Source organism: Providencia sp. CIM-Carb-044 (assembly GCF_033901115.1).
In the GTDB taxonomy this organism is placed as follows: domain Bacteria; phylum Pseudomonadota; class Gammaproteobacteria; order Enterobacterales; family Enterobacteriaceae; genus Providencia; species Providencia hangzhouensis.
On record NZ_JAXADV010000013.1, the window covers coordinates 39,502 to 60,062 of the forward strand.

Genomic DNA, 20,561 nt, shown 5'->3' on the forward strand with positions numbered 1-20,561 from the left:
TTAGGCGTTGTGCCAGCCTGCTTGTTGCATTTTGTCTTCCATCCAATGACGAGCTTTGATAATTTCAATCAGTGGCTCATCGGCTTTTTCTGTCCACATTTCAATCAGGAAGGAGCCACGGTAATTTAAACGTTTTAATAATTTGAATAAATTAACAAAATCCACGCAGCCTTCACCGAAAGGCACATCACGGAATTGGCCTTTACAGGTTTCAGTCACCGCATACGTATCTTTTAAGTGAATTGCTGCGACGTGTTCAATTCCTTGGGTGAATTCTTTTTCGACATCATTGCCCCATGCCGTTAAGTTGCCGACATCAGGATACACCTTGAACCAAGGCGAGCGAATTTTATCGGAAAGCGTTTGCCATTTGCTAATGGAATTCATAAATGGCGTATCCATGATTTCTACCGCACACATCACTTGAGAAGCGGCCGCAATTTCACTGACCCATTGCATGCCTTTTTCGAAATTGGCAATCGTTTCGGCATCTTGCTCTTCATAGTAAACGTCATAACCCGCGAGCTGAATAGTGCGAATGCCTAAGTCTTGAGCGAGCTTAATGGCTTTTTCCATTAAGGTATAGGCCATCATGCGAGTGCCTTCATCATGGCTACCGAAAGGAAAACGGCGATGGCCCGATAAACACATACTTGGAATGCGAATACCTGTTTCTTGAATGGCTCTAACCACTTCCAGACGTTCAGCGGTGCTCCAGTCTAACCGAGCTAGACGTTCGTCAGTTTCATCTACTGACATCTCCACAAAATCATAACCTGCAGATTTTGCGATAACTAATTTTTCTAACCAACTGCTGTTTTTCGGTAATGCTTTTTCATAAATACCAATTGGATGCTTGCGCATGGTTTTCCCCTTGAAAAATTAACTTTGTGTCGATGCTTTATTAAGGCGTTGGTTGCGGTTCATCGCACGTTTAGCACTCCATTTTTCTTTGAAGAACTTGAATGCTAGTGCCAAGATGAGCGTGATCCCCCAAACTGCGAGGTTAAAGTGCAGGCTTACACCAAGCAGGCTTAAACCTGTCGCAATGACCTGTAAAACCAATAAGGCACAGAACACTCGGCTAACCTTACCAACCCCCCCAAATGGGTTAGTTCCACCTAATACGATGGCAAGAATGGTGAGCAGTAAATAGGAGTCCCCGTAGCCCATACGTGCAGAGTTAAAGCGAGCCATCATGATGAGCCCAGCTAATACACATAACAGGCTAGAAATGGTGTATATCGCAATCATGACACGGTCGGTACGAATACCGCTGAACCACGTTGCATTGATGTTACTGCCACTCATATAGATATTTTTACCTAAACGCGTACAGCCTAGAAACAGCGCTAAGAGAATTGCGGTAACAATGAAAATAATCATCGCAATTGGTACCCCAAGCACCGTATCGGAACCAATGGCACGAACAATGGGCGGCATGCCACTCAGCGCTGCTCCTTTGGTGAGGTAAACGCCAATACCGCTAATAATCGTCATAGTACCGAGAGTGACTAGAATAGGGTGTGCCCCGATATGGGAAATCATCAGCCCTGTTAAGCTACCGATAATGACCGCAATTACAGTTGCGCCGATCAATGCGAAGACCAGCCACATCAGCTGTGTGCCCGTCCCTGCATCCACTGGCAGGTAATTGATAAACACCCAAGCCATAAACAGGCCAGTTAAGTTAGCGGTACTAATAATGGCGAGGTTTAAGCCGCCACTTAACATAGGTACAAACATGGCAAAGGTGAGTAAGCCCAATTCAGGTAACTGAAAAGTGATACTCAAAAAGGTATTTTGAGTAAAAAAGTGCCCTGGCATGGCAATACTAAACGCGGCGATAGCCAGAACAAAGATTGAAAGCAGTCCGATAACAGAGCCATCAATTTTAAAAAAAGCATTTTTTTTCATGGTGATATTCCTGTTAAACAAAACCTACGTCCGTCTCTTTACGTTTTTTATAGTGGGTAATACAAATCGCAATGAGAATAACCAGCCCGATGACGATATTGACGAAGTAGTTTGAAACACCAATCAGGTTAAGGCCGTTTTTCAAGATACCAATCAGGAAAACCCCCATTAATGTACCTATCACCGAGCCTCTGCCACCGGATAAACTGGCTCCACCCAATACAGCAGCGGCAAGCACATCCAGCTCCCCTCCCACAAGGGCACTCGGTACCACTTCACTCATTCGGTAGGTTTGCAACATGCCGCCAATCGCTGCCATCGCGCCAAGGTAGCCGTATGCAAACAGATAAATCACGGAAACACGAATACCAATACGAGATGCAGATTCTTGGCTGCCGCCAACAGCGTATAACTGACGGCCGATGTGGGTTTTATTCATTAAAATCCACGTTAAGAAGGCAATGCCTAGCATTACAATTAACGGCAAGCCAACTTGGTAATATTCGCCATCCACTTCAAAAGGCAGGATAGTCACAGGGTCAACCCACCAATCTGGCAAGTCATAAATACTGTGACCGTTGGTTAACCACATCAGCATTCCAAACAGCAGTGATTGCATACTGATGGTGATGATAATTGACACAACATTCAGCGAGTAAATTAAAATGGCATTGATTAAGCCAAAAGCGATACCGATGATAATCGCCAATGTGATACTAACGGCAGGGCTTGCAATAAAACCTTGCAATAACCAAGTCGCAATCACGTATTGCACTACGGAAGCCACAGCGGCAAACGAAATATCAATGCCCCCAGTGACAAGAACCACAAATAAGCCCAAGGCGAAAATACCCGTCACCGCATAGCTTTCACTGAGGTCGAGTAAATTTTGAATAGTCAGAAATTGTGGGCTCATCAATGTGAAGAACACCACCATGATAAGAATGACCCAAGTCAGCCAGCCTTCGACAGATTGTGGTCGTAATTTTTGCCAATTAACCATTGATGATTTCCTCCAATTGTTGCTCATTGATGGAATCTGTCACAATTTCTTTGACGATAGCGCCTTGTTTCATATGTAAAATTCTGTCGCAATTGTAATAAGCTTCGGAGGCTTCATCGGTAATTAATAAAATGGAGATACCAACACCTGATAAACGGTGAATCAGCTTGTAAATACTGTCTTTTGCACCGATATCAACACCAACGGTTGGCGAATCTAAAATCAGTACTTTAGGGCGAGTTAAAATCCATTTGGCAAGTACCACTTTTTGCTGGTTACCGCCTGAAAGTGTTGAAAGGGCGTTATTTGGGTCGGTGACTTTAATATCTAAGTCGGCTATCCACTCTTGTACGATTTCTTGGCACTGTTTTTCATCGATTAAATGCCAAGGTGTTTTGAGTCGATCAAGAATCGAAATCACCATATTGTCTGCGATGGATTGTTGTAAAATGGCACCTAAAGTCAGGCGGTCTTCAGAGACATAACCAATGCCACGCTTAATGGCGTCGGTGTTGTTTTTTAACTTAACAGGCTTGTCTTCGATAAATAATTCGCCGCTATCTGGATGGGTAATACCAAATAACGATAATGCTAATTCGGTGCGGCCTGAGCCTAACAAACCACATAAACCTAACACTTCACCGCGTTTTAAATTTAAGTTGATATCACGATATTGCCCAGCTCGACTGAGGTTTTTTAGCTCAAGTACTGTGCGTCGGTCTTCCGCGTTATTAGGTGGCTTACGTTCATGGACAATATCTAAGCCAGTCATTAACTCAGTAATTTTGCGGGTAGTTAAGCCTTCAGCAGGCCATGTGCCAATTTTTTGACCATCGCGGATCACCGTGATGCGGTCAGAAATCTCTTTCACTTCTTCTAGTCGGTGACTTACGAAAACAACAGTAATACCCTTATCTTTTAGGTAATTAACCGTTGAGAGTAGTTGGTTGACTTCTGTACGGGTCAATGAAGCCGTTGGTTCATCCATAATGACCAGACGTGCATCAGCAACTAGGGCGCGGCAGATAGCAACTTGTTGGCGTTGAGCAATGGGTAAAAATTGCACAGGTGTGTCGGGGTCAATGGTGAAAGCCAGTTCATTGAGGATTTCTAGCGCTTTTTCGCGCAGTTGTTTTTTGCGAAACCAGCCAAAATAGCCTTTGAGGTTCAGCTCAAAGGCGATATTTTCGGCAACGGTTAAATTTGGAAATAACGACAAATCTTGGTAGATAACTTGTACGCCTAATTCCCGCGCTTTATCTGGTGTCAACCGGTGATAACTTTTTCCATCAATTTCAATTTTGCTACCGTCATCAGGGGCATAGACACCACTGATGGTTTTAATTAATGTGCTTTTCCCACACCCATTGGTGCCCGCTAAACAGTGCACTTCACCTTTGTTGAGCGTCAAATCGATATTGCGTAATGCACGGTGACCACCGAAGCTTTTGGAAAGGTCGCGCAAGGTAATGAGTGGATCGGATTTGTCAGCTTTTGAGGTGCTTGTCATAAGTACAATTCCTACTGCAAATAAATTGGTGTTGGCTTGTTCGTGATGAGTTCGAGCCGCTGCGTTAGTGCAGGCGACTCGAACTCAAAGAACATTAAAATTAATATCTTGATAAATATTGTATTTTTGTTTTGAACATTATTTTGACAAGGTGAAATTACAGACCGACTTCGACCAATTTTTTCGTATTTCCAATATTCAAATTAACGGGGTTGTCACTCAAAATCGTGTTGCCACTGACTTTGATTTCACCCATATCACCAATAGACACGCCATCTTTAATTTCTTCACCATTCATCATGGCAGTCGCAACCTGTACAAATACTTGTCCTGCGACTTTTGGATTAGAAATATAGCCGCCATCAATTGCGCCTTTTTCCAGTAATTTGATGCCTTGGCCAGGTGTGAATGTCCCGAATACACAGGTTTCATCATTTTTACGGCGTTTATCAATGGCTCGGCCTGCACCGATAGGGCCTTGTGAACCAAATGACATGATGCCTTTTAAGTCTTTGTGCTTAGATAACAAATCATTAGCTGTACGCATTGAGTCATCAACGGATTCGGCAACACCAAATCGGTCATCGACCATTTGCATTTTCGGGTAGTTCGCTTTCTGGTAAGCAATTGCAGCGTCGGCCCATTCGTTCACTAATGGTACTGTCAGGCTTCCCACAAACATGGCATATTTGCCTTCTTCGCCCATGCATGCCGCCATATCTCTCATATGGTTAGCGCCCATACTTTGGGTATCAAGTAATTCAAAGTCCCAATCTGCATTTTTTTGGTTTGGTGATTCGTGGGTAATGACTTTAATTCCAGCGTCTTGAGCACGTTTTAATACAGGCTCAAGCACTTTAGCGTCGTTAGGGACAACGCCAATGACATCCACTTTCTTCGCGATTAAATCTTCGATAGCACGAACTTGTTCCGCTGGGTCAGCCGTTGTTGGACCGACTTGGAAGGCATTTACACCGAGTTTTTTGCCTTCTTCAGTAATACCTTGTTCCATCACATTAAACCAAGGAATACCACCGACTTTAACGACGACACCCATGGTAAAGGGCTTTTGTGCTTTTTGTGATTCAGCCATCGCGACATTTGAAAATAGTGCAACGCTCATTAAACAAGGTAAAACTAGCTTCTTCATGTTCATAGTTGTATTCCTTAGTGTAGATGGATACTAAATCAAGAAATTCCATTATTTAGAAATAATGAACTTCTTATATTTAGATATGCCTATAATTAAGTGCCAAGGAATTATGAGTAAATAATATCCCTGCACTTATTTAATACAGAAAATAAAATAGAACTTATTGTTTTTTACTTACATCACAGTTACATGATTTTTATTTTTATAACTTATTTATCGCACTCGATAATTCTAAGGTTAGAGAACTTTTCTTGAAAACTATTATCATTTAGTTTGTTTGTAATTAATACGTCAATATCATCAAATGTACAAACCTGGCTAAATGCATATTTTCCTAATTTACTATTATCCGCGAGCAAAACTTTATTTTCGGAAACCTGTAACATAATATTTTTTAATTTTGAGTTTATTTCACTGCCATCGCGAATACCATTTTCGATATTGAACCCTTGGCATGAAAGAAATAAGGTTTTTATCTGAAAGCTACGGATAATACTTTCTGCAATTGGGCCATGAAAATCATCATGGCGTTCTGAATATTCCCCGCCAATACCAATAACACGTACTCGGTCACGGCAGGCCAAGGCTTGGATAATCTTGACCGAGTTTGTCACTACCGTAATGTCGATATCAGGTATTTGCCGTGCTAGAAACCAGCAAGTACTACTGTTATCTAACATAATACAGTCACCAGGCTGAATTAATTTTAGTGCGGCCTTTGAAATCTTCATCTTGGCATCAGGGTGCTCTTCGGTTCTTTTGCGAAAAGACTCTGCGCCATCAACCATTTGACTGAGTTTGACCGAAGAAGGCATAACATTCACCATCGACATTTCTTCTTGGTCGATGGCTACCGCGCCCCCAAAGCTACGGATGATCTTATTTTCCCGCTCAAGGGCAGTTAAATCACGACGGATAGTTTCTTGAGAAACGAGACACAATTGAGCTAAATCACGTACTAACGCCGAACCATTCTGCGAAACATGAGAACAAATTAATTTATGGCGTTCGGCTTGTAACATATTTAACTCCTATTCTTTCCACGATATTTATTCTGCCCGTGTTGCTTTTTTTTTGTCGTGATTGGATTCAAGTAATCTGTTTTTGAAAAAAACAAAGCCTGCTAAAGTGATTTTGATCTTAATTTTAAGAGTGCTAATGTGGCTTGTTACATAATAATTAGATTTGAATCACTATATTTGCGGTGTTTTTTTTGCTTTTCTCTTAATAAACAAAAAATATTGGGCTAACTCGGTCATTTAACCACATCTGTATTATGACTTTATTTGACTGAATATGCCCGAATAAGACCGACTTGGGCGATTTTGTTACGAATTTGTAAAGTGAGGTGCTTTTTAAATGGCCTAAATCTGTTTACCTTAATAGCCAGATAAAGGTTATCAACACACAAAAAACATCACCATAATAAATTTTTGTTGTTGATATTAAAGCATATTTAAGCAAGCTAGGGAGTTGTTATGTTAGAACAATTGAAACAACAGGTTTTTGAAGCGAACCTTGCCTTACCCAAACATAACCTAGTGACATTTACTTGGGGAAATGTGAGTGGTATTGACCGCGAAGCTGGGCTAATGGTGATAAAACCTTCTGGCGTTGACTATGAAACCATGAAAGCAGAAGACATGGTGGTGGTATCGTTAGAAAGTGGAGAAGTAGTCGAAGGGAAATATCGACCGTCTTCAGATACCGACACGCATTTGGCACTGTACCAAGCATTCCCTGAAATTGGCGGTATTGTTCATACTCACTCTCGTCACGCCACGATATGGGCTCAAGCAGGGCAGCCATTGAGCGCCTTAGGGACAACCCATGCCGATTACTTCTACGGTGAAATTCCTTGTACCCGTAAAATGACAGAAAGTGAGATTGAAGGGGATTATGAAAGAGAAACGGGCCATGTGATCATTGAAACCTTTAAGGAAAAAGGCCTGTCAGCAAAAGATATTCCTGCCGTATTAGTGAATAGCCATGGCCCATTTGCTTGGGGGACAAGCCCCGATAACGCAGTGCATAACGCCGTAGTGTTAGAAGAAATTGCCTATATGAATTTATTTACCCGTCAATTAAGTTCACAAGTAGGTTCAATGCAACAAGTATTATTAGATAAACACTATTTACGTAAGCACGGTAAAAATGCATATTACGGGCAAAAATAAAGTAGCTAAAAAATTAATTAAATAGAATTGGCGAACGAGAGTAATTATTGATTCTATGATCAATAACGGATTTTTTTTCGTCAATAAAATAGCCACAATGAATATTCTATGTGGCTATTTTACTGTTATTTTAAATAAAGCAATTTCTCAGGTTTATTTTATTAAGCCTGTGGTTGTTTATAAGATAATTAAATTTATTTAAACTAAGTATATCTCTCTAAGCTGCTTAATATCATTATCTGTGAATTTAAGTTCATCTTTAATATACCTTTCAACAGAGCCAGATATTTCCTCCATTGTATTAAAGACTTCTAAAATAAATGATTCTTGAGTATCAATTAGTGAGAGTAAATAATCCAGTACATTTTGGTCTTGGGTTATTTTTCGATATCCCGCCATTTTAATTTCGTTACGTTCAAGCCGGTTAAAATGGGTGATCATATAATCCTGTACAATGGTTTCTTTTGGCACTCCTAACATGGAAAGTACCAGCAATGCACCATAACCCGTTCGGTCTTTTCCTCCACGGCAATGCTGAATACTTGGGGCATTTTGTTTATTTAATAAAACCTCTATCATTTGCTTAAAGGCAGCTTTTGACTTATCACTCACCACAAATTGGCGATATTGTTCCAATATTTGTAACCCATCGCCGTTAATCATTTCTTTCGGAATGTGTTGGATAACACTTTCGATTAGTGCTTTGTCTTCATTATCTGGTGATGCGGCAAATTGTGCTGCTAATTCAGCAGTTTGAGCCGTTGCATCAAGGTGATAAGTTTCCTTTTCACCAACATAGCAATTAGGCGATTTATTAATTTCATTTTGAGTACGATAATCGATAATGCTGTTAATCCCTAGGTGGGAAATATAGTTGACCGCTTGTTGATTCAAATTAAACAAATGGTTGGAACGGTATAACATTCCCCATTTCACCTGTTTTCCGTCTGTTGTGGTATAACCCCCAAAATCACGGAAGTTATTTAATCCCTCAATAGGCAATGTTCTTTCAGCGAATAATCTACGTCCGTTGGCATTTTGTAAAATAAAATAGATACGTTGTTTAGCATTTAATGGGTCTTGAACTGTAATGGTATTCTCTAATTTATCTGTAATGAAATTCTCAGGATAAACTTGAGTATCAGGTCTATCCGTCCAATATAATGCTAGAGGAGAGGATGGAATTTCACTAAACTTTATTTCGAGTGTTGATTCACTCACTCTGTTGACTTCGATTTCCATATATTTCCCTTTATCATCCTAAAATTCCGAACACAGAACAAATAACACCTAAAACCATAATGGCGACAATGAGTGCAACGGTATGTTTCCCTTGAAATTTACGAACAAGGAAGAAAATACCGAGGGCAAAGAGAAGAGTGAGTAAGTTAGGTATTACCTTGTCAAACATCTCTTGTACTTTGATAGATTGCTCACCGACGGCAATGGTTAGCGGAGTGGAAAGCTTGACGGTCGTCGCTATCAAGGAACCTAGGACCATGACCCCGACAACGTTCGCTATATTAGTAATTCGCTGAATAATATTTGATTTTTTCGATTGCTCGATTAAATCAACGCCTTTGTTATAGCCATAATGAATAAAGAAATATTTGGTGCCGATATTGACGATATTAAACAGAATAAACATTAAGATAGGGCCAATAATATTACCTTGCAGTGCAAATGCGGCTCCGATGCTGCCGCAAATAGGCAACCACGTAAATTTTAATAAGCTATCACCTAGGCCTGCAAATGGCCCCATTAAACCGGCTTTTACAGAAACGACAGCTTCTTTTTCTTCTTCTGTTGTTTTTTCTTCTAATGCAGCGGTGACACCGAGAATTAATGCGCCAGCGTTAATTTGCGTGTTAAAAAACTCGAAATGGCGTTGCATGGCTTTAATACGTGTTTCTTGATCCGCTTTTTCATACAGTTTATCGAGAACGGGGACCATACAATGCGCAAAACCAATAGTTTGCAATTTTTCGTAGTTGTATGAGAATGACATGGTTTGAATTCGCCAAAACATACCATTAAGCTCTTTTTTCGTGAGTTTCTTATTTTCAGAGGTGGTTACTTCACTCATAGGTCATACTCCTCTTCTTCATTTTTATGGGAGGTTGGTGCTGTTTTTTCTTCTGGTGTTTGGCGCAAACTGCTGGCAAATGCCATGTCATAAAGCACTGCAAATGCCAGAGCGATAAAAGTAATTGGGATAATTGGCAGTTTTAAATAGGTTGTGAGCATAAAACCGAGCAGAAAGAAAAACCACATTCTGCCTTTAAGCAACATGAGTAGCAGAATACAGATACCGACAGCAGGGATCAGTTTAGATGCGACCCCCATACCGGTAAGAATACTTTCAGGTACGGCATTTAATATGTTATTGACTAAGTCACTACCAAAATAAACGGCAATAAAGCAGGGAATGGCGCGAATAAAAAACCACAGTGGCGTCGAAAAATAATGGACTTTTGTTAGGCCACTGTAGTTTCCATCAAGAATGGATTTACTGGCCCAGACATTTAAGAAACTGGCAAAAGAACGCCAGATAATCAGTAATTGTTGGCATAGAATAGAGACTGGCACGGCAAGGGCGATACCCGCTGCAATTCCGCCATTGGAAGCAATACCGAGTGCAACTCCAATAATTGAACCAGCGATAATATCGGGTGCAGAATAAGCGCCGACGTTACCAATTCCCATCCACATCAATTCTAATGTGGCGCTAATGGCTAACCCTTGAACCATATCGCCCATGATAATACCGGCCACAGTACCGGTGAGCAGTGGGCGTCTTAGCATTTGCGGACCGACATCATCCAATGAGCAAATGCCTGCCCAAATTGCAATTAAAATGGCCTCTACTAACATAATAGGCTCCTTACTTATTGAGTGAAAATAAGTATGATTAAATGAATTAATTGAGTAATGTTTTCAATTCAACAATGGGATCTTTAGGAACCATTTGAATTTCAACGGCAACGTTATTGTTGATAAGTGACCTAAAGGCTTGTTCTTCATCCGGTGTTACAGCAACCGCACGGGATAAATTACGACGGCCTTCTTGCATACGCATCCCGCCGACATTCAGTTTTTCCAGTTTTAAGCCACTTTCGACAAGCCTGTTCACATCAATACTGTTAGTAAACAGCAGCATAGTGCGGCGTTTAATTTCCGCTTTTTTTAAGACTTCAATGAATTTATCGACGCCAAAAACGACTACTTTTAGATCTGGTGGAGCAGCCATAGTAAGAACTGATTGTTGAACGGTGTCATTGGCAACTTTGTCATTGACGATAATCACCTGTTCAATATCAAAATTTTTAACCCAAGTGGTTATAACTTGGCCATGGATAAGTCTGTCATCAATTCGAGCAACATTAATTGGCATGGGATTCTCCTAAAGTTCGCTATCATTTTGTGCTAATGGTTTAAGTTGTTCACCGACATTAAGGCAACTGTCAGGGTATACATCATTAATGACTTGATGAAGTTCATGTAAAGGGAGGTCTCGGCTGCTGAGTATTTCGAGAAAAGTAGGAACATTGATTCCGCAGTACAGCACAACATCATTTTGGGTAATAACGAGCTCGCTGGCTAAATTGCAAGGAGAACCGCCTAATAAATCCACTAAAATTAAAACGCCATCGCCTTTATTAACATTTTGATATGTTTCAAATAAATGTTTTTTTACCTCATTAATATTGCTTTCTCTTTGAATGGAAATCACGCTGATATCTTCTTGAGAGCCGATTAGCATTTCAGCACATTCCAATAACCCTTGTGCAAAAGGCCCATGGCTAGCCAGTATGATAGGTATTTGAGAGCTCATTTTTTCCCCTTATATTTATTTTTTTATTTTAGTAATAAAATTACTTTTATATATTTATTTTAAAGTAACAATATCACAAAAAAGGGGAATGAAAAGGGGGAGTTCCTAGAAAGGGTCATTTTTGTGAGCAAGATCGAAGTGGCTACTTAGAGCCACATAGAAGATATTAAGGAGGAGAAAGCCGATTAGTTATTGCTATTTAAGCGAGAAAAGCGCTCCGCACGAGTACTAATTTGTTTTTGAATTCGTTCATCGTACTGTTTAATAAATAAGTTAGTAATCAACATATTAATTACAGTCAGTTGCGAAATTTTTGAGCGAATAGGGATAAGCCTTGAAACGTGCTCCGTGGAGATCGTGTGCAAGACTGTTTCTGCTAGCGATGACACCGAGCTTTGCCCCATTTTCGTGATAGCAATGGTCGGAACTTTCAATTCTCTGGCAAGAGTGAGTAGTTTGATACATTCGTGGTTTTCACCAGAATGAGAGATGACAATGACAAGATCGTTCTGATCTAATGTATTCACGATACTAAATTGAATGCTGTAATCAAGGTGACAATTAACATCTTTTTTTATTTTAATTAGTTGATATTCAAATTCTTTTGCAACTAATCCACTACTGCCTGCACCATAAATGACAATTTTTTTACTCTTACTAATTAATTCATTTGCTAGCTTAAAGGCATTTAAATTGACCAAAGCGCAAGTTTCTTCTATGGATGATTTTTCAATCAATCCTACTTTGTGATTAACGGTTTCCATTGAATCATTAATATCAATATCTTCTTGTAGTAGAGTGCCGTAAGACTTGTGATTAATCGATGAAATTAAATCAATTTTTAGATCGCTAAAGCCTTGGTAGCCTAACTTATGGCACAGGCGCAAGATAGTGGTGGTACTGACCTTATTTTCTTGGGCTAGGGATTGAATGCTCATACTTTGCATGTTTTTCTTATTAGCAATAATGTACTCAGCGACTTGTTTTTCTTTGGTGGAAAGGCTGTCTCTGGCCTCTCTAAGTTTTAGGTCTATCATTATTTACCCTGCTAATAAATTAAAATTCGTCATTACGAAATGGATCCTACCATATCTTAAAAATAGGGAAATGGTGACTTTTCTTTATTGTCTTCGTGTCACGATAATGGGGCTTATGGCTTAGGATAGAAAGTAAGGTCGGTAGGAAAAAGTTAATAAATATAAATAGTTAGTTATATCCCTATTGCTTAATAATAACCAAAGCAATAGGGATTAGTTTGTTTTTAAAGTGTGACGCCCATTTTAAAAATTGCTAATTCACGGAAATCATTGATTTCATTTTTTGTAGGTTCACCATTAACGGTTTTGACAACCAACTGAATGAAGTCATCTAATAACTGATTCATGGATTTTCCTGTTAATAAGGCACCTGCATTAAAATCAATCCAATGGGGTTTTTTGGCGGCTAATTCATTATTGGTCGCAATTTTCATGGTGGGGACAAAGCCACCATATGGCGTGCCACGACCTGTTGTAAATAACACCATATGGCAGCCAGCTGCTCCTAAGGCACTGGTGGCAATGGCATCATTACCCGGCGCGCTTAACAAGTTGAATCCTGGGGTTGTCAGGCGCTCCCCGTATTTTAAAACATCCATTACTTGGCTAGTGCCAGCTTTTTGTGTGCAGCCGAGGGATTTTTCTTCGAGTGTCGAAATGCCTCCGGCTTTATTACCTGGAGATGGGTTTTCATAAATTGGCTGGTCATGGGCAATAAAATACTGTTTGAAGTCATTGATCATATTGACCGTTTTCTCAAACGTCAGTTCATCATGGCAGTGGTTCATTAGAATTTGTTCAGCACCAAACATTTCAGGCACTTCGGTTAACACCGTGGTGCCGTTATGGCTGACTAAAAAATCAGAAAAACAGCCTAACAATGGGTTAGCCGTGATCCCTGAAAGGCCATCAGATCCACCACATTCAAGACCAAATTTCACTTCGCTCAGTTTGCCTGCCTCACGTTTATCTTGCTGTACTAATTGATAAAGTGCATTAAGGTGCTCTACACCGGCTTCAATTTCATCATCTAATTGTTGGCATACCATAAATTTCACGCGTTCATCATCATAGTCACCTAATGTTTCTTTAAAGGCGGCGACTTGATTATTTTCACAGCCTAAACCGATGACTAAAACGCCACCTGCATTAGGGTGCTTAACCATATCTTGTAAAATAGTACGGGTTGTTAAATGGTCATCACCGAGCTGGGAACACCCTAAAGTATGGTTATAAAGATAAACACCATCAATATCAGAAGCGCCATTATGTTGTTTATTAAAGCGTTCGATCATTTTTCTCGCCAGCGCATTAACACAGCCAACCGTTGGGATCACCCAAATTTCATTACGGATAGCGACATCACCATTTGCTCGGCGATAGATTTGCACTTCTGGATCCGGCCGTGTAACGGCAATTGTGTTGTGTTCAGGGTGGTATTCATAATCATTTAAGGCACTTAAATTGGTGGCGGTATTATGAGTATGAACATGCTCTCCAGCCGTTATGGTCGTCGTTGCATGGCCGATAGGAGCGCCATATTTAACAATATTATTGCCAGCCTCAATCAAGGTGAGGGCAATTTTATGCCCTCGATCAACATCTTGTTTTAATGTTACTGATTGCTCTGCAACACTAATGGTTTCCCCTGCTTGTCGGTTAACTAAAGTAATGGCGACATTGTCATTGGGATGTATTTTAATTATATCTTTTATCATATTGCGTTCCCTGAACTGGAAATCGGATTAAGCATGATCAGCCATAAAAAGTATGAATGATCTTTTGTTGTCTAAATTTCATTCATTATACGATCTGGTCTACAACTTTAAAAGGTGTTATACCAATTTATTATGATTTATTTATTAGTGAAGTTCTATTTCACCCATCGTCGAAAAATTTCGTTATACTGTGGACATTGATGGCCAGCGAGTCGGGTGGTTATGTGAAAGGAGAAAATAATGAGCTCACAAGAGAGTGAACCGCGCCTATACCAACAAGTTGCGGCTCTGGTCAAAGAACGTATCGAAAATGACGAATACCCAGTTGGCACTAAATTACCTGCGGAACGGTTACTTGCTGACGAAATGAAGGTGAGCCGTACTGTGATCCGTGAAGCCATCATTATGTTAGAAGTAGAAGGCTATGTGGATGTACGCAAAGGATCTGGCATACATGTTATTAGTAACCGGTCTAATAACTCAGTCAATACAGAAACGGGATTAGAGTTTAGCCGCTGTGGGCCGTTTGAGCTCTTGCAAGCAAGGCAACTGATTGAAAGCCATATCGCCGAGTTTGCCGCGACCCAAGCTACCAAAGAAGATATTTTAAAACTAGTTGATATTCAAAAGCATGCTCGCAAAGAGGATCGTTTTCGTGATTCAACATGGGATCTTGCTTTTCACATGCAAATTGCCGCGTCGACCCATAACAGTGCGATGGTGGTGATCGTTGAGCAAATGTGGAGCCAACGCTTACGTAACCCTTACTGGCTCAAGCTTCATGAGCATATTGATAACCGTTCGATTGAGAGCTGGTGCGATGAACATGACCAAATTTTGCAGGCGTTAGCGCGTCGAGACCCTAAAGGGGCGCGGCAAGCTATGTGGCAACATTTGGAAAATACCAAAAAAATGTTATTCAACGCGACCAGTGATGACTTCGAGTTCACCATGGACCGCTACTTTTTCGCAGATAGCCCAACCATGGATGATAACAGCTAGTTATTCCTCATCATCTTCCGATATTTGCTTCAGCGCGGGGAGGTTAACTAAAATAATTTTCCCGTATTTTGCATCAATCCAGCCTAGTTTTTCCCATGCGACTAAACGCTTATTGATGGTTTGCCGTGTGGTATTAATGATGGTCGCTAAGTCATCTTGTGTGAGATATAAGCTTAGTTGAATTCCTTTTTCATGAGGTTCGCCATAGCCTTCTGCTAAGCTCAATAAGCGTTTGGCGAGTCGGGCTGAAACAGATAATAAGGCACTGTCATTGATAATGGTAAAGGCATTACGAATCACTTTGCAGAGTAAAATATTCAGAAATTGGTAAAAAACGGGGTGTTTTTCCAAGATCATGGTTAAGTCTTTCGGTGATATCGTCAGTAATATGGTTGGGCTAATCGCTTTGGCATCATGGGTGCGCGCTGATTTATCTAGCATGGCAATTTCGCCAAACCAATTGCCTGGTGAAAGATAGCGAAATACACATTCACGGCCATCTGAGGAAATTGAACTTACTTTTACTGAACCTTGAATCACCGCATATAGACCACGAGCAGGGTCACCCTGATAGTGAACCATTTCACCATCTGGATAGAAACGTAATGTGGCGCATGTCATTAAGATGGAAATCAAATAATCAGGTAAGTTACTAAACCAACTATTTGTTTTTAATATTTCAAGAATATTTTCATGCGTTAGAACTAATTGGCTGTTTTGTACCGCAATGTTCATCTGAATGCTCCCTGCATGATTGGCTAACTTTATCATGACATTTGGTAGGGTTATGTTCAATCATGAACCGCCGTAATATTCGAGTAAACCTCATAAATAAGAAATAAGGTAATAGAAAACCCGAGCCATTAATGTGGCTCGGGAGGGATTTAAAAGATAATTAATTAATCTTCAAATCGTTTTTCAATACCTAATCTTTTTAATGTCAGAATCAACAGACCACCGATAAAGGTGACCAATGCGATAAAATAGAGTCCTGCACGGGCAGATTCAAAGGTAGTTTCAGCCCAAACTCGTAAGTTTGGTGCCACAAAACCACCTAAGTTACCCACTGAGTTAATCAAAGCAATACCCGATGCAGCTGCGGTGCCGCCTAAGTATGCAGATGGGAAGCTCCAATACAGAGGCTGCATCGCCAAGTGACCAGCCGCTGCCACACACAGGGCAATAATCGCAATGACGGGAATGCTATCGAATAAACCAGAAACCGCAATTCCCGCAGCACCTAACATAAAGGTGATGGCAGCGACTTTACGACGTTCTTTTAGACGTTCTGAAATACGAGGTACATAATAAACCGCAATTGCCGCACACAGTGGTGGAATGGCGGTAACAAAGCCTACAAGTATGCCGACTTTACTGCCCAACAACGTACCGATTTGGGTTGGTAAGAAGAAATAAATCCCATAGCCACATATTTGAACGGTAAACCAAATCAGACACAGGTAGAGAACGCGCATATCTAATAATGCTCTCAAGGCGCCTTTCGGGCTATGGCCTGCTTTGGCATCTTCTTCCAAGGCTAATTTAGCGGAAAGTGCACTTTTTTCCTCAGCTGTCAGCCATTTGGCTTTTTCAGGGCGGTCATCAAGGTAAAAGAACACCCAAATCCCGACAATAGATGCTAATAAGCCTTCTACGACAAACATTAACTGCCAGCCGTATAAACCGAAGGCAAATGAAGTTCCTTCCAACGACAATAATGAGCCAGATAATGGGCCGCCAATGATAAACGCCAGTGGTGCCCCAAATAAGAAGTAGCCTGTCACCCGTGCCCGGATATTTTGTGGGAACCAGAAGGTTAAATACAGAATAACCCCCGGAAAGAAGCCCGCTTCACTGACACCAAGTAAGAAACGCAGCACAATAAAGGTGGTTTCATCATGAGCAAACATCATGGCGGCAGAGACTAGCCCCCATGTGACCATAATGCGCGATAACCATACCCGAGCGCCAATTCGGTACAACAGAATATTACTTGGCACTTCAAATAGTGCGTAGCCGATAAAAAAGATCCCTGCGCCAAATGCGTATGCAGCGTCACTTAACCCAGTTGTTAATTGAAACTCTTGTTTTGCAAAACCAATATTTGAACGGTCTAAATAAGCCAATATGAACATTAATACCACCATAGGTATTATTTTTCGTATTGCTTTGCTGGTAGCCGATGATAAATGATCCGTATTGGTGGACATGGTTCACCCCAGTTTTTTGTAAGATAGTAATGTTATTTATTCATTTTTATTATGTGTTTAGCCCGCCGCTGAATAACCAGCAGAGTAGAGTATAGAGCTAATGTACTCGTCATACTTCAAGTTGCAGTGTTGTTGATTGCACCATGAATTATTCAGAGTATAAATAAGTAATTTAAAATGAATAATTCTTGTTATTAATTTCCCTTTTTCATGTTGTTAGAAATGAAATATTGAAAAAGGGAATGATCATTATTTCACGTTAAATTTGGCTAATGCTTCAGGTTTTAACGTCGTACCTGCCCCAGGCGCGGTTGGTGTGGTATAAACACCATCAATGACTTCGACTGGGTCAACAAAGCAATCCAGTGTCCATGGAATAAATTCCAGTAAAGAACAAGCGGGATGTGCCATTACCAGATGCAATTGTGCCTGCATCATATCGCCATGGTGTGGTGTCACTGGTAAATTAAAGGCCATACCTAAGTCAGCAATTTCCCATACCGCTGTTAAACCGCCACAGCGTGTTGCATCAGGTTGTAAGTAATCAACGGCACCCGCCAAGACAAATTCTTTAAATGAATCATTGTGATAAAGTAATTCACCTAATGCGATAGGTGTATCCATATAAGCAGCAAGCTGTTTATGGCTGGCGACATCATCATGCCATAATGGTTCTTCAAACCACTTAATATTGAAATCATTTAAACGGTGGCCATATTGCTTGGCAATACTGATATCCCATTTACCGTTTGCATCGACCATTAGGTCGATATCGTCGCCAATTGCGTGGCGAACTGCTTCAATACGTTGTAGATCTTCGCGTGGGTCTGGTTTGCCAATCTTCATTTTTATTGCTTTGAAGCCTTCTTCGAAGATCATTTTTTTACAATCATCGACTAAGTCTTCTTGGCTACGCACTAACCAACCGCAGTCGGTGTTATAGGCGTTAACTTTATTGTGTTTTGAACCGCCAAACAGTTGCCAGAGCGGCTGATCTGCGGCTTTAGCTTTAAGATCCCAAAGGGCGATGTCGATGGCAGAAATTGCCATTTGCATCAGACCACCACGGCCAACCCAAATATTGGTTGAGCTGCGAGTGAGTTTTCGGTGCAAATAACGTACTTCTGTTGGATCTTCGCCGAGTAACATAGGACCGAAAACATCTTCAATAATGGTGGTGATTAAGCGGTCGGTAGTGATATCGGCGTGTGTTCCGGTGTGGCCATAGCCGACTAACCCACATTCTGTTTTGATCATGACACCCGGCATTCCCCAATGGGTAATACTGTGAGTTGAGTCACCAATTAGGTCATTAGTGACAGGTACGTGCATGATAAAAGTACTAATTTCTTTTATTTTCATTGTTGTTCCCAGGTGTTGTAAGGTGGTTGAATGCCAATCTAACAGTGGGAAGTGGATTAAACTGTCAAATGATTTACAGATTGTGCCTGTATGGCGCTTTTTACTGATAAATATGAGCTAGATCTCTTTATTTTGTATGATAGATTATGGCGTATCTTTAAAATTGGTATAACAGCTTAATAGGTGAAAATAATGGGAAGCAGGGAACAATAAAAATTTTTATCAGGGTATGGGGTTCAATCTAGAGTAGGTTTAGAATAATGGCGGAAACCCAGCTTTATAGTGGATAAAACATGTCTAAACGATTTCTTTTATTGCTTTGTATTTTATTTACGAATTATCTTCCCCAATCTTTGGCTTCTGAGACCGTCAACAACACTGACGATTGGCAGTTGGCAGACATCCCACCAAAGCTAGTGCAAACAAAACAGCCTGAAATTATTTTTGCGATGATTGCTGGGGAAATGCGAGCTGTCGCAGAACTCAATGCAGAACACGGTTTTTATGCCTATTCTCCTTCGGGGGATTATTGTGCAATGCAGTTTGGCAATGGGTATGCCTTTGTAAAAACAGTATCGTTTTCTAACCAAAAACCGCGTTATGTACCTGAAGTGGATAGGCTAAATGATTTACAAAATCCCATTTATGATTATTTGGTCACGCACCAAAAAACAGCGGTATATAACTCAACTCAGAGTAATAGTAAGCAAATTGCCTCTTTATGGGAAAACCTGCGCTACCCTGTGTTAGCGCGGATGATTAAAACGGATAAAGCAGGAGAAAAGACTGCTTGGCTAACGATTCGCCTAGGGGATAGGCTGGGCTATGTGCGTTTAGATGATGTAGCATTAGATAAAGGCATTCCAATTTTAACTTATCACCATATTCTCAAAGACAGTGAAAATAAGCATTTTCGTGACACGTCAACGACGACATCCGTGGAAGCATTTCGTGAACAAATGAATTATTTAAAACAGGCGGGTTACCAAACGCTTTCGCTTGCCGATGTGGAAGATTATCTGAATAAATCTGCTAACTTACCAGGTAAAGCAGTCGTGCTGACATTTGATGATGGTTTAAAATCAGTTTATCGCTATGCATTACCGATTTTAAGGCATAACCGCCAGCAGGCGACGCTATTTATTATTTCTTCGCGGATTAAAACACAGCCACAAAAATGGTCAGCGCATGACTTACAATTTATGAATAAACAAGAGATAAAAGATAGCCGAGACGTTTTTAATATCCAATCTCATACTCACTTTTTACATCGTTTAGATAATCATAATTCACCCATTTTATTTAGCCGGAAAGAACATACGATCATGTTGGATTTCAAACGGTCGATGAGAATTCTAAGCCGTTTCGAACCTGAGCAGCGTTACCTTGCATATCCATTTGGTGGTTATAACCAATCAGCGATGGATGCGGCTAAAGATGCGGGGCTACATCTTGCCGTCACGACCATTCAAGGAAAAGTTAAATTGGGGGATAACCCTTTTGCGCTCAAACGTTTGTATGCTTTTCGGACTGACCCATTAGAGAAATTTGCTCAGATGGTAGGTAATAGTGAAAAAAGCGTCATAAATCAAAATATTATTATCGACAGATAATCAATATAGCGAAGTAAGCACTGG

19 protein-coding genes are annotated in these 20,561 nt (G+C 40.6%); 3 read left to right on the plus strand and 16 right to left on the minus strand.

The genetic code is table 11. The features are described from left to right. The 6 genes from SJ312_RS19345 to SJ312_RS19370 all read right to left on the minus strand — a co-directional run bounded on the left by SJ312_RS19345 (window position 1) and on the right by SJ312_RS19370 (window position 6,605). Window positions 1-864, minus strand: coding sequence for an L-ribulose-5-phosphate 3-epimerase (locus SJ312_RS19345; RefSeq protein ID WP_096864476.1), 864 nt, complete (start codon window positions 862-864; stop codon window positions 1-3). Between the two features lie 18 nt (window positions 865-882). Further along, entirely contained in the window at window positions 883-1,917 is a 1,035-nt protein-coding gene (locus SJ312_RS19350; RefSeq protein WP_004259206.1) for an ABC transporter permease, read from the minus strand. 13 nt (window positions 1,918-1,930) lie between these two features. Beyond that, window positions 1,931-2,920 carry an ABC transporter permease gene (locus SJ312_RS19355; RefSeq protein ID WP_319868218.1) on the minus strand — a complete coding sequence of 330 codons (990 nt, stop codon included), beginning with the start codon at window positions 2,918-2,920 and terminating at the stop codon, window positions 1,931-1,933. After that, on the minus strand, window positions 2,913-4,430 hold the full coding sequence (locus tag SJ312_RS19360) for a sugar ABC transporter ATP-binding protein (protein WP_094961581.1): 1,518 nt from the start codon (window positions 4,428-4,430) through the stop codon (window positions 2,913-2,915). Before SJ312_RS19360 ends, SJ312_RS19355 begins: the two co-directional genes overlap by 8 nt. A 157-nt stretch (window positions 4,431-4,587) precedes the next feature. Next, window positions 4,588-5,580 (minus strand): substrate-binding domain-containing protein, encoded by a 993-nt coding sequence (locus SJ312_RS19365; protein WP_319868229.1) that lies wholly within the window; start codon window positions 5,578-5,580, stop codon window positions 4,588-4,590. A 212-nt stretch (window positions 5,581-5,792) separates the two neighbouring features. Next, on the minus strand, window positions 5,793-6,605 hold the full coding sequence (locus SJ312_RS19370; protein ID WP_096864479.1) for a DeoR/GlpR family DNA-binding transcription regulator: 813 nt from the start codon (window positions 6,603-6,605) through the stop codon (window positions 5,793-5,795). Window positions 6,606-7,061: 456 nt separating this feature from the next. Here SJ312_RS19370 and araD point away from each other — a divergent pair, with 456 nt between their 5' ends. Next, a complete protein-coding gene (gene araD, locus SJ312_RS19375) occupies window positions 7,062-7,760 on the plus strand; it encodes an L-ribulose-5-phosphate 4-epimerase (protein ID WP_319868221.1) in 699 nt (232 codons plus the stop codon). Between the two features lie 198 nt (window positions 7,761-7,958). On the opposite strand, the gene SJ312_RS19380 is transcribed toward araD, so the two are convergent. From SJ312_RS19380 to SJ312_RS19410, 7 genes are all read right to left on the minus strand, one after another. Next, window positions 7,959-9,002 (minus strand): tyrosine-protein phosphatase, encoded by a 1,044-nt coding sequence (locus SJ312_RS19380; protein WP_164565557.1) that lies wholly within the window; start codon window positions 9,000-9,002, stop codon window positions 7,959-7,961. Between the two features lie 13 nt (window positions 9,003-9,015). Beyond that, on the minus strand, window positions 9,016-9,846 hold the full coding sequence (locus tag SJ312_RS19385) for a PTS system mannose/fructose/sorbose family transporter subunit IID (protein ID WP_004259186.1): 831 nt from the start codon (window positions 9,844-9,846) through the stop codon (window positions 9,016-9,018). Further along, window positions 9,843-10,634, minus strand: a complete 792-nt coding sequence (locus tag SJ312_RS19390; RefSeq protein ID WP_094961577.1) for a PTS mannose/fructose/sorbose/N-acetylgalactosamine transporter subunit IIC — start codon at window positions 10,632-10,634, stop codon at window positions 9,843-9,845. Before SJ312_RS19390 ends, SJ312_RS19385 begins: the two co-directional genes overlap by 4 nt. 46 nt (window positions 10,635-10,680) lie before the next feature. Continuing rightward, window positions 10,681-11,154, minus strand: coding sequence for a PTS system mannose/fructose/N-acetylgalactosamine-transporter subunit IIB (locus SJ312_RS19395; RefSeq protein ID WP_004259181.1), 474 nt, complete (start codon window positions 11,152-11,154; stop codon window positions 10,681-10,683). Window positions 11,155-11,163: 9 nt separating this feature from the next. Next, window positions 11,164-11,595: a PTS sugar transporter subunit IIA gene (locus tag SJ312_RS19400; protein WP_319868223.1), complete on the minus strand. Its 432-nt coding sequence runs from the start codon at window positions 11,593-11,595 to the stop codon at window positions 11,164-11,166. Between the two features lie 185 nt (window positions 11,596-11,780). Next, window positions 11,781-12,632 (minus strand): MurR/RpiR family transcriptional regulator, encoded by an 852-nt coding sequence (locus SJ312_RS19405; protein ID WP_004259175.1) that lies wholly within the window; start codon window positions 12,630-12,632, stop codon window positions 11,781-11,783. Window positions 12,633-12,856: 224 nt separating this feature from the next. Continuing rightward, on the minus strand, window positions 12,857-14,350 hold the full coding sequence (locus SJ312_RS19410) for a UxaA family hydrolase (RefSeq protein ID WP_004259171.1): 1,494 nt from the start codon (window positions 14,348-14,350) through the stop codon (window positions 12,857-12,859). Between the two features lie 240 nt (window positions 14,351-14,590). Here SJ312_RS19410 and exuR point away from each other — a divergent pair, with 240 nt between their 5' ends. Continuing rightward, the gene (gene exuR, locus SJ312_RS19415) at window positions 14,591-15,352 is read left to right on the plus strand and encodes a transcriptional regulator ExuR (RefSeq protein ID WP_004259169.1); all 762 of its coding nucleotides are present in this window, start codon (window positions 14,591-14,593) and stop codon (window positions 15,350-15,352) included. Here the strand turns inward: exuR and SJ312_RS19420 are convergent, their stop codons facing one another. The 3 genes from SJ312_RS19420 to SJ312_RS19430 all read right to left on the minus strand — a co-directional run bounded on the left by SJ312_RS19420 (window position 15,353) and on the right by SJ312_RS19430 (window position 18,924). Next, a complete protein-coding gene (locus tag SJ312_RS19420) occupies window positions 15,353-16,087 on the minus strand; it encodes a Crp/Fnr family transcriptional regulator (RefSeq protein ID WP_099975398.1) in 735 nt (244 codons plus the stop codon). A 164-nt stretch (window positions 16,088-16,251) separates the two neighbouring features. Further along, window positions 16,252-17,562, minus strand: coding sequence for an MFS transporter (locus SJ312_RS19425; protein ID WP_096864484.1), 1,311 nt, complete (start codon window positions 17,560-17,562; stop codon window positions 16,252-16,254). Window positions 17,563-17,811: 249 nt separating this feature from the next. Beyond that, on the minus strand, window positions 17,812-18,924 hold the full coding sequence (locus SJ312_RS19430; protein WP_004907900.1) for a mandelate racemase/muconate lactonizing enzyme family protein: 1,113 nt from the start codon (window positions 18,922-18,924) through the stop codon (window positions 17,812-17,814). A gap of 293 nt (window positions 18,925-19,217) precedes the next feature. Here SJ312_RS19430 and SJ312_RS19435 point away from each other — a divergent pair, with 293 nt between their 5' ends. Next, window positions 19,218-20,537: a polysaccharide deacetylase family protein gene (locus tag SJ312_RS19435; RefSeq protein WP_004259157.1), complete on the plus strand. Its 1,320-nt coding sequence runs from the start codon at window positions 19,218-19,220 to the stop codon at window positions 20,535-20,537. Window positions 20,538-20,561 lie beyond the last annotated feature (24 nt).